Below are 14,890 nucleotides of genomic sequence, written 5' to 3' on the forward strand. Positions count from 1 at the left end.
GAACTGCGCGTCCAGGTGTTCTGTTTTGGAACGGATGTTGCATTATTGCCAGGGGGCCTGATCCTCCCCTGTGGCCGGAGAAGAAGACGTAATGAGCGATACGCAGGAAGCGCCCGAGGCCACCACCGACGGGCCGCTGCTCGACCTCACCGATGCCGGGGTCAAGAAGTTCATCAAACAGGCCAAGGCGCGCGGCTATGTGACGATGGAGGAGCTGAACAAGGTCCTGCCGTCCGAAGAGGTCACGCCGGACGCGATCGAGGACACTCTGGCGATGCTGTCCGAAATGGGCGTCAACGTCGTGGAGGCCGAGGAAGACGCAGCGGAGTCCACCGGCGGGGAGCTGGCCGAGAAGGCCGAGACCTCGGTCACCGAGGGCGACGCCAAGCCGACCTATGACCGCACCGACGACCCCGTGCGGATGTATCTGCGCGAGATGGGCTCGGTCGAGCTGCTGAGCCGCGAGGGCGAGATCGCCATCGCCAAGCGGATCGAGGCCGGACGCGACGCGATGATTTCGGGCCTGTGCGAAAGCGCACTGACGTTCGAGGCCATCATGGTGTGGCGCGACGAGCTGGCGAACAATCGCATCCTGCTGCGCGAGGTCATCGACCTGGACGCCACCTACGGCGTGCTGAACCCGTCTTCGCTTCCGCACAACCAGCCGCAGCCACCGATCCCGGGCCAGCCGATCCCGCCCAAGCCCGAGCCCGAGCCCGAGCCCGGCGCGGAGGCCGAGGCTGAAAAGCCAGAGGGCGACGACGAAGACGAGGATTTCGACGACGGTGGCGGGATGTCCATCTCGGCGCTGGAAGCCGAATTGCGCGAAGGGGTCATGGAGACCCTGGACGCGATCGCCGGCGACTTCGACGCCTTCAGGAAGCTGCAGGAGAAGCTGGTCGAAAGCCGGCTGAAGGGCGAGGAGCTGAGCGCCAAGGATCGCAAGGCCTATGACACCCTGTCGGCCGCCATCTCGGGCCGCTTGAAGACACTGAAGCTGAACAACAACCGCATCGAAGCCCTGGTCGAGCAGCTGTATGCGATCAACAAGCGCCTGATCGGTCTGGAAGGCCGCCTGCTGCGCCTGGCCGACAGCTATGGCATCAGCCGCCCCGAGTTCCTGAAGGCCTATTTCACGGCCGAGCTGGACCCGACCTGGTCCACGCGCGTCAAGGACATGGGCGTGCGCTGGACCAAATTCAGCGACAACGAGGCGACCCAGATCGCCACGATCCGGAACGACGTCGCCGCCGTCGCGGTCGAGGCCGGCCTGCCGATCGACGACTATCGCCGCATCGTCCAGACCGTGCAGAAGGGCGAGCGCGAGGCCCGTCAGGCCAAGAAGGAAATGGTCGAGGCCAACCTGCGCCTCGTGATCTCCATCGCCAAGAAATACACGAACCGCGGCCTGCAGTTCCTGGACCTGATCCAGGAGGGCAACATCGGCCTGATGAAGGCGGTCGACAAGTTCGAGTACCGCCGCGGCTACAAGTTCTCGACCTATGCCACCTGGTGGATCCGCCAGGCGATCACGCGCTCGATCGCCGATCAGGCCCGGACCATCCGCATCCCGGTCCACATGATCGAGACGATCAACAAGATCGTCAGGACATCACGCCAGATGCTGCACGAGATCGGCCGCGAGCCGACCCCGGAAGAACTGGCCGAGAAGCTGGCCATGCCGCTGGAGAAGGTCAGGAAGGTCCTGAAGATCGCCAAGGAGCCCATCAGCCTCGAGACGCCCATTGGCGACGAGGAGGACAGCCACCTGGGCGACTTCATCGAGGACAAGAACGCCATCCTGCCCATCGATGCGGCCATCCAGTCGAACCTGCGGGAAACCACGACCCGCGTGCTGGCGTCGCTGACGCCGCGCGAGGAGCGGGTGCTGCGCATGCGCTTCGGCATCGGCATGAACACCGACCACACCCTGGAAGAGGTCGGTCAGCAGTTCAGCGTGACCCGCGAACGCATCCGCCAGATCGAGGCCAAGGCGCTGAGGAAGCTGAAACACCCCAGCCGGTCTCGGAAGCTGCGGAGCTTCCTGGACAGTTGATCGATCTACGGAGGCCCGGGAGCGATCGCGGGCCTTTCGTCTATCGGCCGTCGAAGATCACCTCGAAGCCGCCCCACATCATGCGCTTGCCGTCGAAGGGCATGTCCAGGTCCTTCCAGGCGGGGTCGGTTTCCATGGTGGCGAAACAGGCCTCGGCCGTGGCCTTGTCGGGCCATTTCAGCCACGAGAAGACGACGACCTCGTCCGGCTCCAGCTTCACCGCCAGGTCGAAGCCGGTCAGCTTGCCGGGGGGCACGTCCACGCCCCAGGTCTCGACCTGTTCGAGGCAGCCGTATTTCTGGAAGATCGGCCAGCTGGTCTGCGCCGAGGCGATGTAGCGGTCCCTGTTCTCCGCCTTCACCGGGGACAGGAAGCCGGAAACGTAGGGCATGAGGGTGCTCCTTCGAATGGAGCCTCACGGTGCGACCGTTACGCCAGCATGTCCAGCAGGGTTCCGGTCATGTCGTCGGCCGTGCGCAGGACGGCGACGTTGGCGGACAGGGCGACCTTCGCCTGCATCCTTTCGACGGTCTCGGCGGCGAGGTCGTCCAGAGGCGCGGCGGCGGTGCGCGCCGCGCTCTGGTCGAACCGGGCCACGGCCGAGGCGATGCCGGCCGTAGCGATGGAGGCCGCGATCATCGGCTGATCCGCAGTTTTTCGATGGCACCTGCGATGCGGTCGAAGGCGTCCCCGATGCCGGAGGCGCTGCTGACCGGGAAATAGTGGTTGCCGTCAGTGGCGCAGCGCCGCAGCAGGGCCTGGGCCGAGGCACCGACCTGGACGGCCACAGTGTAAACCTCGACGTTCTTGTCCTTCATGTTTCCGCACATATCCTCGGTGCCGGGGGTGGCGCTGTCGAAACGGGCGTCCATTTTTGCCCGGCGGTCCGCGTCGCTGCCCGAGGTGATGCCCAGCCGGTTCTGCCAGATGTAGCCGTTGCCGTTGTAGGTGCTCTCGTTGGGGGTGTTGGCCACGCTCATCACGTTTTCGCCGTCCGTCATGATGATGATGATCTTCTTCAGCCCCTCTGTGTTGTAGGCAAGGCCGTCACCGAACGGGGCGTTGGGCGACAGGGTGTGCCAGCCCCACATCGTACCGAGGGGGACATTGGTGTTGCCGGACGCGATCATGTCGTTCACCCCCGCGCGCAGGGCGTCGAAGTTGTCCGTCAGACGGACGATCGGCCCGAGGGTACAGCCGTCATTGGGACCATAGGAGGCGTGCAACCTGCTGCGCGGGGCGTTGGAATATCGGCTGGTATTTCGGACCCGGGTCCACCAGGCCCTGTCCCGGGCCGTGTCCGCCGCCGCCCCGGAACCGAACGGATTGTTGCCGGTGATGGCCGGGATGCCGTCATCCACATAGTCGTTGCCCTGGTAGCCATAGTTTCTCCAGGTCGAGTCCCTGGGATAATCGTCCCTGTCCGGCTCGTCCGGGGCGAAATAGGGCACGAACCAGCTGGCCTTGGTCCCCGCGACCGGAGGCGTGTCGCGAATGTCGTAGGGCGCCCCGCGCGCCTCCACGCAGCCGCCCCAGGTGGTGTTCAGGCGACCGAACAGGGTGAACCGGCCCGTCGCATTGGCGTCGAACACGCTGTATTTATTGGACGGATCCGCATAGACCCCGCCGCCGGTGTGATCCGTGGCATTTGTCATCCAGCTGGGCGGAGTGTTGGTGCCGCCCGCTGTGACCCGAACCGTCATGGAGAAGGGCACCAGCGCGATCTTGATCGCGTCCGGCTCGAGCGAGCGACCGTCGGCGGCCTCCAGCCGGTTGATCAGGTCGATGGCGGCGGCCTTGGTGTTGGACAGTTTGGCACCGGCCATCGATCCGGTGTTGTCGATCACCAGGGCGACCTCGATCCGGTTGTTGGCCCGCAGCACCTCGGAATGGGCATTGGCCGGCAGCTCGTCGTTGAAGAACTGGCCATAGGGCGGCAGGAAGATGTTGGCGACCATGGCCTTGACGCTGACCCTGGCGTCGGCCACGACCGCGCCGGTGGTCGGGTTCAGGACGAAACTCGTGTTGGCCGTGTCCAGGGTGACGTCGTCGTAGGGGGCCAGATTGGCCCTCAGGGCGGCCATGCCGACCTGATTGATGCGGGAATCATCAGTGTACTGCGAGCGGGCGGCGGCCAGGGTGGCGGCATCCAGGGCGTCCTGGACGTTCACGCGCACGGTGGAAACACGGGCGATATCGACCCCGCCAAGGGTCATCAGCAGCAACGGCGGCAGGGCCAAAGCGAAGATCATGGCGACGTTGCCGCGCCGGTCGCCGACGAACCGGGCCCCGAATGTCCTGAGTGCAGACACTGTCCTTTTCACGATCCGCATAGCCCACCGTCTGGTCTGTCACGAGCGGGCCGCAGGGTCCGCAATCGACCTGATCTAACAAGGCGCGGTTAAGGGATCGGTGAAGCCGAGGGTTAACGGGCCGCAATCGACCGACGTTCGATCAGAGCACGCAGGCGGCCAGACCCTCGTTGCGGACCACCCGGGCCGAAGCCTGGATGCGTGCGGCCCGCCGGCGGACATAGGGGCCGGGGGTTCCGGCATTGTAGCGGCGCGGACTGGGCAGGATGGCGGCGATGCGGGCGGCCTCGCGGGGGCTGAGGTCCGCGGCCGATTTGCCGAACCAGTGGCGGGCGGCGGCCTCGGCACCAAAGATGCCAGGGCCCATCTCGGCGACGTTCAGATAGACTTCCATGATGCGGCGTTTGCCCCAGCCCGTCTCGATCAGGACGGTGTAGCCCGCCTCCAGTCCCTTGCGGACCCAGTCGCGGCCGGGCCACAGGAAGACGTTCTTGGCCGTCTGCTGGCTGATGGTTGAGCCGCCGCGCATCCTGCGACCGCTCTCGTTGTCCTTCATTGCCTTTTCGATGGCCTCCAGGTCGAAGCCCCTGTGGCTGCAGAAGCGCGCGTCCTCTGCCGCAATGGCCGAGACGACCAGGTGGGGGGAGATGTCGCCAAGCGGCTTCCAGCGATAGTCCATCCCGTGTCCGGCCAGACCCTCCCGGAGCATCAGCAGGGTAAGGGGCACCGGGGCAAAGCGGTGGATCAGCACCCCGCCGAACGGCAGCAGGGCCAGGACCATGAGGAGGGTCAGGATCGGGCGGGCCTTGCGGCGCGGGCGCTCTGACGGGATCGGTGTGTCGCTCATTTCGGCAGGTTCACGTCCCACAAGAAGACCACGAGCCAGGCGCCGACCGCGACGACCAGGATCACGATCACGGCCAGGCACCCGAAGGCCATGCGCGGCGACCCGCCTCGCCCTTTCCGGTTTCGCATCAGAACCCCCGTTCCCTTCAACGATAGGCGCGGGCGGCGCGGCCTGTCGAGGGTCAGTCGATCACGACGTCCGCGACCCCGGCCCGGCCGTCCTCGTCGGCCCAGGCGACGCGCGTGGTATCGGGGCTGAGGGCCAGGGCGACGATGGGCGCGCCCTTTTCGGCCTTGACGAAGTTCAGGCCCTGACCCGCCGGATCGGCGACCCAGACGCGGCCGTCGGCGAGACCTGCCGCCAGCCGGCCGTGCGGATTGGAGGCGGCGACCAGGGTGACGGTGGTGGCGTCGTCGAAGCCGATCTCCGACGCCTCGCGCCCCATCGGGCCGTTTGAGCCGGTGAAGGGCCACAGCACCGCCCCCTGCGCGCCCGAGGTGGCCAGCAGCGACCCCTTCGACAGGAAGGCCATGGCGCGAATCTTCGATGGATAGCCGCCCATGCGCATGTTCTTCGAATCCTTCAGCCGCCAGCCATGCAGCTGCATGTCCTGCATGGTGGTGACGACGAAGGCCCCGTCCGGCGAGAAGGTCACGCCGGTGTGCGATCCGGCCCAGACCAGCTTCGTCGGCTTCTGGTCGGCGATACGGGCGAACCAAAGGCAGGCTCCGCCATAGGTCGAGGTGGCGACGCGGCGGCCTTTGGGATCGAAAGCGACGCCGGACACCGTGCGCTCGTGCTGGAAATCGCGCCGGAAACCAGCGTCTGTGGCGTCAATGACCGATAGCGTCTTTCCGGACGAAAAGGCGATCAGCTTCGTCTCTGGCGATGCGGCGATCGCATCGATCCAGCCGCCTGTGCCGGGGCCCGGTGCGGTGGCCAGGACACCGGCCTCGCCCTTGCGGCTCCAGATCACCCGCCCGTCGTCGCCCCCGGTGACCAGACCTTCTCCGGAGGGGTGGACGGTGGCGCACAGGACCGCGCCATCGTGCACGGCATCGAACACACCGTCCTCGAACCGGACCGAGCCGTCGCCCAGGGCGAAGACCGCGCCGGACCTGTCGAAATGCGCTGAGGTGACCTGGGCGTCGAAGGAGAAGGTGGTCATTTACGAGAACACTTTTCTGCGTCTTTCAAGACTCGTTGAGGAACGCCGGAACTCCGGATCAGGGTCATTTCGCCAAGGCGCCCGGCAGTCTCGCTGCCAAACCCGATTGAGTCAGTCGACGGATCGCCTTGCGATCGAACGAAACAAAGCTTTGGCTGCCGAGCGCCAGCCCTTCCGCTGCGATGATTGCATCGGTGAAGTCACCGCCTTCGTTCAGATGCGCCAGTCCGTGTTCGACCGTCGGTCTGTCCACGATCACGGACGGAATCGACAGGAACACTCCGATCGCGCTCCCAATTTCAGCGCGACCAAAGCCGTATCGGCTTTTCAGGACCCATACCGCTTCGCACAGGGCGACCAGGGTCACCACCACCCGTTCCGCCGCGAGAACTTCGGTGCGAGCCGACCGGGTCTGGTCCGCATCGTCGCCGACGATCAGACGGACGAGGACGTTGGTGTCAATCGTGATCGTCAAGTTCGCCTGCCCACCCGCTGGCGATGGTCTCGTTCATCTCTTCGATCGACACGGGTGGCGTCCCCGGAGGCGGTTTCAGGATGCCGATGAGATCGTCCCAGGTTTTGGTGGCCGGCCTTACGGGAGGAATCACGAGGCCCCCGTCGGGCCGCACTTCGACGCGCAGCTTCTGTCCGGGTTTGGCACCCAGCCCGTCGCGCAGGGTCTTGTTGATCGTAATCTGACCCTTGGATGTCATCGTCAGTTCCATCATCGGAACGTAATGTAAAACTGCCTTACATTCAAGCGGCGCACCCCTCGAACCCCGCCTTCAACGCCGCCTCGTCGAGGTCGCGGCCGATGAAGACGGCGCGGCTCCAGCGGCGTTCGGCGGGTCCCCATTCGCGCTGGAGGTCGCCCTCCAGGATCATGTGGACGGCCTGGAAGACCAGGCGGCGGTCCTCGCCCTGGACGTCGATGATCCCCTTGGCGCGGAGGATGTTCTGGCCCTGCTGGCCCAGCAGCGTGTCCAGCCACTGGGTGAACTTCACGCCGTTCATGGGCCGGTCGAGGCTGAGGGAGATGCCGCGGATGTCGTCGCCGTGGCTGTGGCCGCGCGGGCCGTGGGCCGAATGTGCACTGTCCGGATTCGCGTGTACTTCGTGCACTTCGTCATGGTGGTGGTCGTGGCCGTGATGGTCATGGCCGCAGTGTTCGTCGTGGACGTGGCCGGCCTCACCGTGGGCCGGATTGGCGAACTCGGGGTGGAGATCGAGGATGCGCTCCAGATCGAAGCCATGCAGCCCCAGGACCTGGTCCAGCGGCACGTTCGCGCGTTCGGCGCGGGTGATCGGCGCCAGCGGGTTCAGGGCGCGCAGGCGGGCCTCGACGGCGGTCAGTTCAGCGGGCGTCGCCAGGTCGGTCTTGTTGAGGATGATGCGGTCGGCAAAGGCGACCTGTTCGCGGGCCTCCTTCGAGTCATCCAGGCGGGCCATGACGTGTCTGGCGTCGACCAGGGTGGTGACGCTGTCCAGTTTCGTCTTCGCCTTGACGTCCTCGTCCACGAAGAAGGTCTGGGCGACCGGGCCGGGATCGGCGAGGCCCGTGGTCTCGACGATGATGGCATCGAATGCGGGGGCGCCGGGCTTCTGGCGTTTCATCAGGCCGGCGACGACGCGGATCAGGTCGCCGCGCACGGTGCAGCAGACGCAGCCGTTGTTCATCTCGAACACATCCTCGTCGGCACCGACGACCAGGTCGTTGTCGATGCCGATCTCGCCGAACTCATTGACGATGACGGCATAGCGCTTGCCGTGGTCCTCGGTGAGGATGCGGTTCAGAAGGGTGGTCTTGCCTGCGCCGAGGTAGCCGGTGAGGACGGTGACGGGAATGCGTGTGTCGGTCATGCGCGCTAGATGGCGGCTGCGGCGGCGAAGGGGAAGGGGTCGACGCCATGACATATGTCCGGGCTTGCGTCCGGGCGGGCGATAGGCTCGTTAGGGTCCCATGACGCTGATCGAACTCGCCGGCCTGCTGGGCCTGAACCTGGTGCTTGTCGTCGCCGTGATGCTGGGTCTGTGGACCCTGGCGCTTCGGCTGAAGGACGTCAGCTTCATCGACGGGGTCTGGCCGCTGGGGATGCTGTTCCTGGCGCTGATCACCTTTCCCCGGACGGACGGCGATCCGGTGCGGAAGGGGCTGCTGCTGTGGTTATGCGCGGTCTGGGCGATCCGGCTGGGCTGGCACCTGCTGCACCGCTGGCGCGGGCACGGGGCGGACGGGCGCTATACCGACATCGTCGAGCATCAGGAAAAGACCCACGGCTGGAGCTTTGCGAAAACGGCTCTGCTGTTCGTCTTCCTGCCGCAGGGTTTCCTGGCCTGGCTGACCTGTCTGCCGGTGCAACTGGGGCAGGTCGAGCCGATGCCCCCGATGGGGTCGATCGGCTGGATCGGGGCGGTGATCGTGGTCGTCGGCATCGCCTTCGAAAGCATCGGCGACGCCCAGCTGGCGGCGTTTCGCAAGGACCCCGGGAACAGGGGCAAGGTGCTGGACACCGGCCTGTGGCGCTATACGCGACACCCGAACTATTTCGGCGACGCCTGCGTCTGGTGGGGGCTGTGGCTGATCGCGGCAGAGACGGGCTGGATCGGGTTCGCCTCGATCCTGGGGCCGATCTTCCTGACCTTCACCCTGACCAAGTGGTCGGGCATCGGCATCACCGAGAAATCGACGGCCCGGACCAAGCCGCAGTATGCCGACTACATCCGCCGGACCAGCGCCTTCATCCCGATGCCGCCCAGGAAGGACTGAAGTCTTCCTTCGTCATTCCGGGCGCGGTTATCCCGCCTCGTCGAACGCGACCCGCGCTGAGCCCAGAAGGGCGGCGTGTTTGTGGGTGATCACCCAGGTCGGGATGTCGGCCATATAGTCCCTGAACCGGCCCTTCCTCTCGAACCGCTGGCGGAAGGGGCTGGCCTTCAGGAAGGGCAGGATGCGCGGCGCGATACCCCCTGCGATATAGACCCCGCCGCGGGCCCCGGTGGTCAGGGCGATGTCGCCGGCGACGGCGCCCAGAATGGCGCAGAACCGGGCGAGCGTCGCGCCGCAGGGGCTGTCGGGGTCGGCCAGGGCGGTTTTCGTGATCTCGGCCGGGTCCTCGATATGGGTCTCGCGTCCGTCGATCTCGGCCAGGGCCCGGTGCATGTTCAGCAGGCCCGGGCCACAGATCAGCCGCTCGATCGAGACGCGGTCGTAGCGGCGGCGCAGGATGCGCAGGATCTCGTCCTCGACGGGATCGCCGGGGGGGAAACAGGCGTGCCCCCCCTCGGACGGCATGGCCATCTCGCCGCCGTGGGCGTCGCGGATCAGGGCCGAGACGCCGAAGCCGGTGCCGGGCCCGAGGACCGCGATGGTCGAATGGGGATCGCCGGCGTCGGGACCGCCCAGCTTTTCCAGGTTTTCGGACGGAATGACCGGCGCGCCCCAGGCCAGGGCCTCGAAGTCGTTGATCAGCTTGACGGGGTTGAGGCCCAGCGTCGCCAGTTCCGTCTCCGACACCGCCCAGGGCGAGTTGGTCAGGTCGATGGCCCCGTCCTCGACCGGCCCGGCCACGGCGATGACCCCGCCGGACGGCTTGGTCCCGCAGCCGTCGATGAAGGCCTTCACCCCGGAAAGAAAGGTCGGATACTGTTCGGCCGGGAAGCTCTCGTGATGGTCCAGAACGATCTGGCCACCCTCCATCCGGGCCAGGGCGAAGCGGGCGTTGGTCCCGCCGACGTCGCCTACGAGGAGCGTCTTGCTGTCACTCATGCGTCCACTGCCCTGTTCTGTACATTCGCGTCCGCTACATCGCGGATCTCTGGTTGCTGGCTTGTCGGCTCGGCGACGAAACAGACCGAGGCCCCCTGTTCGGCGGAGGAGACCACCGACCGGAAGGCGCCGAACAGCTCGCGACCATAGCCCCAGCTCTGGACCGACCCCGGACGGGCACGGTCGCGGGTCGTCAGGTCGGCGGCGATGGCCAGGGTGCCCGCCTCGGCGTCCAGGCGGACGATGTCGCCGTCCTGGACATAGGCCAGCGGGCCGCCGTCCAGCGCCTCGGGTGTGACGTGGATGGCGGCGGGGGTCTTGCCGGAGGCTCCGGACATGCGGCCGTCGGTGACCAGGGCGATGGGCACGCCGCGGTCCTGGAGCACGCTCATCAAGGGCGACAGGGAATGCAGTTCGGGCATGCCGTTGGCCCTGGGGCCCTGGAAGCGCAAGACGATGACGCCGCCGGTGTCGAGCTCGCCGCGCTGGAAGGCGGCCAGGACGTCTTCCTGGGCGTCGAACACCCGGGCGGGGCCCTCGACGATGCGGTGCTGCGGCTTGACCGCCGAGATCTTGATCACGGCCCGGCCGAGGTTGCCCTTCACCAGACGCAGGCCGCCCTCGGTGTCGAAGGGGTCGGAGGCGGGGCGCAGGATGTCGCGGTCCAGACTCTCGGTCACGCCGTCCTTCCAGACGAGTTCGCCGTCGATCAGCGCCGGTTCCCGGAAATAGTGATGGATGCCCCGGCCCATGATGGTGGTGACGTCGGAATGGATGTGACCGGCCTCGGCCAGTTCACGCGCAACGAAGGCCACGCCGCCGGCGGCCTGGAAGGCGTTCACATCGGCCGTGCCGTTGGGATAGATGCGCGCCAGAAGAGGCGTCACGGCCGACAGCTCGTCCATGTCGGTCCAGTCGATCAGCACCCCCGCCGCCCGCGCCATGGCGACCAGGTGGATGGCGTGGTTGGTCGATCCGCCGGTAGCCAGCAGGGCCACGATCATGTTGACGACGGACTTCTCGTCGATGACGTCGGCCATGCGGCCCTCGCCGGACTGCGCCAGCTCGACGGCGCGTTTCGCCGCCGCCGCCGTCAGGGCATCTCTCAGGCCCGTCTCCGGGTGGACGAAGGCGGTGGAGGGCATGTGCAGGCCGCCCAGCTCCATCATCATCTGGTTGGAATTCGCCGTGCCGTAGAAGGTGCAGGTGCCCGGCGAGTGGTAGGAGCCGATCTCGCTGGCCAGCAGCACGTCGCGGCCGACCTTGCCTTGCGCATATTCGGCCCGGACGCGGGCCTTCTCGGCATTGGGGATGCCGCTGGGCATGGGACCGGCGGGGGCGAAGACGACGGGCAGGTGGCCGAAGGCGAGCGCGCCCATGAACAGTCCGGGCACGATCTTGTCGCAGACCCCCAGCATCATGGCCGCGTCGAAGGCGTCGTGGGTCAGGGCGACCCCGACCGACATGGCGATGACGTCGCGGCTGAACAGCGACAGTTCCATGCCGGGCCGCCCTTGGGTGACCCCGTCGCACATGGCCGGGGTGCCGCCCGCGACCTGGGCGGTCGCGCCGACTTCGCGGGTCGCCCTGCGGATCACCTCGGGGAAGCGCTCGAACGGCTGGTGGGCCGACAGCATGTCGTTGTAGGCGGTGACGATGCCGACGTTGGGCGTCTTGCCCGTCATGGCGGTCAGCTTGTCGGCGATGGTCTGGCCCGCGAAGGCGTGGGCCCAGTTGGCGCAGGAAAGCTTGGCGCGGCCGACGCCGCTGTCGCGGGCGGCGTCCATGCGGCGGACGTAGTCGGCGCGGGTGTCTTTCGAGCGTTCGATGATGCGGGCGGTGACGTCCGCGACCACGGGGTGCAGGGCCATCAGGCAGCCTCCGTCCAGACGACTTCGAGGGGAACCTTCGCCGCGATCATCGCCGCGACGGGTTGCGTGGCCGGGTCGCCGCCTGCCTCGCGCTCGAACACCGAACGCTTGGCGGTGCCTTTGAGGGCCAGGACGACGCGACGGGCCGACATCAGATATGGCAGATTGATCGACAGGCGCTCGAGGCTGGGCGCGGCCCCGTCGCGTCCGTGGGGCACGCCGTAGATTGCGGGCTTCAGGGTGGGGGTGAGCAGGGTCTTCAGCGTCGGGCTGTTCGGGAACATCGAGCAGATATGACCGTCTTCCCCCATGCCCAGCAGGACCGCGTCGAAGCGGCCGCCGGCCTCAGCGACAGCATGGGCTGCCTTCGCCGCCGCGCGGTCGACAGTGACCTCCGGGTGATATAGCGGGACAAAGGTCGCCGCCGCGGCGGGTCCCTGCAGGAGGACTTCCCTGATCAGCCGGGCGTTCGACTCCATTGAGGTCTCGGGCACGTAGCGTTCGTCCACGAGGGTGACGGCGATGTTGGACCACGCGAGGTCGGCCCGGGCCAGACGGCCGTAGACGGGCGAGGGTGTCGACCCGCCGGGCCCGGCGAACAGGGCGCGACCGTTGGCGAGGATGGCGGCGGCGAGGGTTTCCTCGAGCCGGTCGGCAATGGTGGCGGCCCAGGCATCGGCGGTGGGAACGGTCTCAAGCATCGCTCGTGTTCCAGTCACGGCCCGTTCGCACCATCAGCATGTCGGCGGCGTCGGGGCCCCAGGTGCCGGCGCGGTAGGGCTGGGGCTTCACATGGCCGTCGACCCAGGCCTGGGACACGCCGTCGACCCATTCCCAGGCCTTTTCGGCCTCGTCGCGGCGGACGAACAGGGTGGAATCGCCGTTCAGCGCGTCGAGCAGCAGGCGTTCGTAGGCGATCCGGCGGCGCGGCGGCCGGGCGTCCTTGCCGCCGACGCCCCAGGACAGGCTCATCTTGATCGGCTGCAGCTGCATGCGCTGATCCAGCCCCGGCCTCTTGTTCATGACCGTCAGGGAGATGTCTTCCTCGGGCTGCAGCTCGATGATCATCCGGTTGGCGCTGTCCTCGTCGCGCGCGTCCTGGCCGAAGATGGAGTGGGGCACCGGCTTGAACTGGATGACGATCTCGGTCCGCTTCTCGGGCAGCCGTTTCCCGGTGCGCAGGAAGAAGGGCACGCCGGCCCAGCGCCAGTTGTCGATGTCGGCGCGGATGGCGACGAAGGTCTCGGTGTCGGAATCCGATCCGCGTTCCTCGTCATAGCCGGGGACGCGCTTTCCATCGACCGTGCCGGAGACGTACTGGCCGCGCACGGTCGTGCGTTCGGCGTCCTCGTCGGTGATCGGGCGAAGCGAGCGGATCACCTTGACCTTTTCGTTGCGGACCGAGTCCGGATCGAGGTCCGACGGCGGTTCCATGGCGACCAGACACAGGAGCTGCAGCATGTGGTTCTGCAGCATGTCCCGCAGGGCGCCGTATTCGTCGTAATAGGGCCAGCGATCGCCGACGCCGACGGTCTCGCCCACCGTGATCTGGACGTGGTCGATCGACAGATTGTTCCACAGCGGCTCGAAGATCACATTGCCGAAACGCAGGGCGATCAGGTTCTGGACCGTCTCCTTGCCCAGATAGTGGTCGATGCGGAACACCTGGCTCTCGCTGAAGGCATCGGCCACGGCGTCGTCGATGGCGCGGAAACTCTCCAGATCGCGGCCGACCGGCTTTTCCAGCACGACGCGGTCTTCCGGCTCGGCCAGGCCTGCCGCTCGCATGGCCGTGACGATCCTGGCGTAGAGGGACGGGGAGACCGCCAGGAAGCTGGTGCAGGAGCCGTCGCCGACCTTGTCCTTCAGCGGCTTCAGGCTCTCGGCCGAGGTGGCATCGACGGCGAGATAGTCGAGGCGGGCTTCCAGCCGGCCCCAGGCGTCGTCGGACCAGTGACCGTCAGCCTTGGACTCGACCGCGGTGCGGACCTTGGCGACATATTCCTCGCGGGTCTCTTCGGACCGGGCCGCGCCGATGATCTTCAGGCCGTCGGGCAGCAGGCCGTCGTGCTCGAGGAAATAGAGCGAGGGCAGCAGCATCCGCATCGCTAGATCACCGCCGCCGCCGAACAGGACCAGAGCCGTCATGCCTATTCCTCAAATCGCGAGGGCAGGCCCTCGACAGTCAGTCCGCGTGTGTGGCCGGTCGCGCGCGTGAGGCCAACACGTCCAGCACGTCCTGAAACGACATTTGACGCGCCCGTAACAGAACCAGCAGATGATAGACCAGATCGGCGGCCTCGGATGCGACTTCCTCGTCCGGGCCGGCGGCCCCGGCCAGGGCGGTCTCCACGCCCTCCTCGCCGACCTTCTGGGCGACCCGCTTCGGCCCCTCGGCGAGCAGGCGGGCGGTCCAGCTGGTGGCCGGATCGGCGGCGGCGCGTTCGGCGATGGTGGCTTCCAGACGGGCGATGCGGCCAAGGCCGGGCGCATCCCCGGTGCCGAAACAGCTGGTGGTGCCCAGGTGACAGGCGGGACCCATCGGTCGGACAGCCAGCACCAGGGCGTCGCCGTCGCAGTCGGGCGTGATGGAGACGACCTTCAGCCGGTTGCCGCTGGTCTCGCCCTTTCGCCACCGTCCGCCGCGCGAGCGGGAGAAGAAGGTGGCCTCTCCGCTCTCGATCGTCTCGTCGAGCGCGGCCCGGTCCATATAGGCGAGGGTCAGCACCTGCAGGGTGTCGGCATCCTGCACCACGGCGGGGATCAGGCCGCCGCCCTTGGCGAAGTCGAGGGTGGAGGGGTCGAGGGTCACTGTCCTTCTCCCCTTGCGGGAGAAGGTGGCCGAGTGGAGCGAGGTCGGATGAGGGGTG

15 protein-coding genes are annotated in these 14,890 nt (G+C 67.1%); 2 read left to right on the forward strand and 13 right to left on the reverse strand.

Going from position 1 to position 14,890, the window contains the following annotated elements; all coding sequences use genetic code 11:
• Nucleotides 1-91 precede the first annotated feature (91 nt).
• On the forward strand, nucleotides 92-2,056 hold the full coding sequence (gene rpoD, locus O3139_RS04970) for an RNA polymerase sigma factor RpoD (protein WP_269515871.1): 1,965 nt from the start codon (nucleotides 92-94) through the stop codon (nucleotides 2,054-2,056).
• Nucleotides 2,057-2,096: 40 nt separating this feature from the next.
• On the opposite strand, the gene O3139_RS04975 is transcribed toward rpoD, so the two are convergent.
• The 8 genes from O3139_RS04975 to O3139_RS05010 all read right to left on the reverse strand — a co-directional run bounded on the left by O3139_RS04975 (nucleotide 2,097) and on the right by O3139_RS05010 (nucleotide 8,243).
• Nucleotides 2,097-2,447, reverse strand: a complete 351-nt coding sequence (locus O3139_RS04975) for a DUF1428 domain-containing protein (RefSeq protein WP_269515872.1) — start codon at nucleotides 2,445-2,447, stop codon at nucleotides 2,097-2,099.
• 38 nt (nucleotides 2,448-2,485) lie between these two features.
• Entirely contained in the window at nucleotides 2,486-2,695 is a 210-nt protein-coding gene (locus O3139_RS04980; protein ID WP_269515873.1) for a flagellar hook protein FlgE, read from the reverse strand.
• A complete protein-coding gene (locus O3139_RS04985; protein WP_269515874.1) occupies nucleotides 2,692-4,368 on the reverse strand; it encodes a pilus assembly protein TadG-related protein in 1,677 nt (558 codons plus the stop codon). The genes O3139_RS04980 and O3139_RS04985 overlap by 4 nt, the downstream gene beginning before the upstream one ends.
• A 142-nt stretch (nucleotides 4,369-4,510) precedes the next feature.
• A complete protein-coding gene (gene mtgA, locus O3139_RS04990) occupies nucleotides 4,511-5,215 on the reverse strand; it encodes a monofunctional biosynthetic peptidoglycan transglycosylase (RefSeq protein ID WP_269515875.1) in 705 nt (234 codons plus the stop codon).
• 181 nt (nucleotides 5,216-5,396) lie between these two features.
• Complete coding sequence (locus O3139_RS04995) at nucleotides 5,397-6,383, reverse strand: WD40 repeat domain-containing protein (protein ID WP_269515876.1); 987 nt, start codon at nucleotides 6,381-6,383, stop codon at nucleotides 5,397-5,399.
• A 64-nt stretch (nucleotides 6,384-6,447) separates the two neighbouring features.
• The gene (locus tag O3139_RS05000; RefSeq protein WP_269515877.1) at nucleotides 6,448-6,858 is read right to left on the reverse strand and encodes a type II toxin-antitoxin system VapC family toxin; all 411 of its coding nucleotides are present in this window, start codon (nucleotides 6,856-6,858) and stop codon (nucleotides 6,448-6,450) included.
• A complete protein-coding gene (locus O3139_RS05005; RefSeq protein WP_269515878.1) occupies nucleotides 6,842-7,108 on the reverse strand; it encodes an AbrB/MazE/SpoVT family DNA-binding domain-containing protein in 267 nt (88 codons plus the stop codon). The genes O3139_RS05000 and O3139_RS05005 overlap by 17 nt, the downstream gene beginning before the upstream one ends.
• Before the next feature lie 31 nt (nucleotides 7,109-7,139).
• A complete protein-coding gene (locus tag O3139_RS05010; RefSeq protein ID WP_269515879.1) occupies nucleotides 7,140-8,243 on the reverse strand; it encodes a CobW family GTP-binding protein in 1,104 nt (367 codons plus the stop codon).
• Between the two features lie 100 nt (nucleotides 8,244-8,343).
• Here O3139_RS05010 and O3139_RS05015 point away from each other — a divergent pair, with 100 nt between their 5' ends.
• Nucleotides 8,344-9,150: a DUF1295 domain-containing protein gene (locus O3139_RS05015; protein WP_269515880.1), complete on the forward strand. Its 807-nt coding sequence runs from the start codon at nucleotides 8,344-8,346 to the stop codon at nucleotides 9,148-9,150.
• A 27-nt stretch (nucleotides 9,151-9,177) separates the two neighbouring features.
• Here O3139_RS05015 and glk read toward each other — a convergent pair whose 3' ends face one another.
• The 5 genes from glk to hisIE are packed head-to-tail and all read right to left on the reverse strand — an operon-like array spanning nucleotide 9,178 to nucleotide 14,832.
• A complete protein-coding gene (gene glk, locus O3139_RS05020; protein WP_269515881.1) occupies nucleotides 9,178-10,149 on the reverse strand; it encodes a glucokinase in 972 nt (323 codons plus the stop codon).
• Nucleotides 10,146-12,020: a phosphogluconate dehydratase gene (edd, locus tag O3139_RS05025; protein ID WP_269515882.1), complete on the reverse strand. Its 1,875-nt coding sequence runs from the start codon at nucleotides 12,018-12,020 to the stop codon at nucleotides 10,146-10,148. The genes glk and edd overlap by 4 nt, the downstream gene beginning before the upstream one ends.
• Nucleotides 12,020-12,721 (reverse strand): 6-phosphogluconolactonase, encoded by a 702-nt coding sequence (gene pgl / locus O3139_RS05030; protein ID WP_269515883.1) that lies wholly within the window; start codon nucleotides 12,719-12,721, stop codon nucleotides 12,020-12,022. Before pgl ends, edd begins: the two co-directional genes overlap by 1 nt.
• The gene (gene zwf, locus O3139_RS05035) at nucleotides 12,714-14,168 is read right to left on the reverse strand and encodes a glucose-6-phosphate dehydrogenase (RefSeq protein ID WP_269515884.1); all 1,455 of its coding nucleotides are present in this window, start codon (nucleotides 14,166-14,168) and stop codon (nucleotides 12,714-12,716) included. The genes pgl and zwf overlap by 8 nt, the downstream gene beginning before the upstream one ends.
• Nucleotides 14,169-14,205: 37 nt before the next feature.
• Complete coding sequence (gene hisIE, locus O3139_RS05040; RefSeq protein ID WP_269515886.1) at nucleotides 14,206-14,832, reverse strand: bifunctional phosphoribosyl-AMP cyclohydrolase/phosphoribosyl-ATP diphosphatase HisIE; 627 nt, start codon at nucleotides 14,830-14,832, stop codon at nucleotides 14,206-14,208.
• Nucleotides 14,833-14,890: the final 58 nt, after the last annotated feature.

It is taken from the genome of Brevundimonas subvibrioides (assembly GCF_027271155.1).
In the GTDB taxonomy this organism is placed as follows: domain Bacteria; phylum Pseudomonadota; class Alphaproteobacteria; order Caulobacterales; family Caulobacteraceae; genus Brevundimonas; species Brevundimonas subvibrioides_D.

Coding starts and splice junctions, on each gene's coding strand:
- edd (WP_269515882.1), bottom strand. CDS start 12,020: ATGGCCCTGCACCCCGTGGTCGCGGACGTCACCGCCCGCATCATCGAA.
- zwf (WP_269515884.1), bottom strand. CDS start 14,168: ATGACGGCTCTGGTCCTGTTCGGCGGCGGCGGTGATCTAGCGATGCGG.
- glk (WP_269515881.1), bottom strand. CDS start 10,149: ATGAGTGACAGCAAGACGCTCCTCGTAGGCGACGTCGGCGGGACCAAC.
- pgl (WP_269515883.1), bottom strand. CDS start 12,721: ATGCTTGAGACCGTTCCCACCGCCGATGCCTGGGCCGCCACCATTGCC.
- O3139_RS05010 (WP_269515879.1), bottom strand. CDS start 8,243: ATGACCGACACACGCATTCCCGTCACCGTCCTCACCGGCTACCTCGGC.
- mtgA (WP_269515875.1), bottom strand. CDS start 5,215: ATGAGCGACACACCGATCCCGTCAGAGCGCCCGCGCCGCAAGGCCCGC.
- O3139_RS05005 (WP_269515878.1), bottom strand. CDS start 7,108: ATGGAACTGACGATGACATCCAAGGGTCAGATTACGATCAACAAGACC.
- rpoD (WP_269515871.1), top strand. CDS start 92: ATGAGCGATACGCAGGAAGCGCCCGAGGCCACCACCGACGGGCCGCTG.
- O3139_RS04995 (WP_269515876.1), bottom strand. CDS start 6,383: ATGACCACCTTCTCCTTCGACGCCCAGGTCACCTCAGCGCATTTCGAC.
- O3139_RS04975 (WP_269515872.1), bottom strand. CDS start 2,447: ATGCCCTACGTTTCCGGCTTCCTGTCCCCGGTGAAGGCGGAGAACAGG.
- O3139_RS05015 (WP_269515880.1), top strand. CDS start 8,344: ATGACGCTGATCGAACTCGCCGGCCTGCTGGGCCTGAACCTGGTGCTT.
- O3139_RS04980 (WP_269515873.1), bottom strand. CDS start 2,695: ATGATCGCGGCCTCCATCGCTACGGCCGGCATCGCCTCGGCCGTGGCC.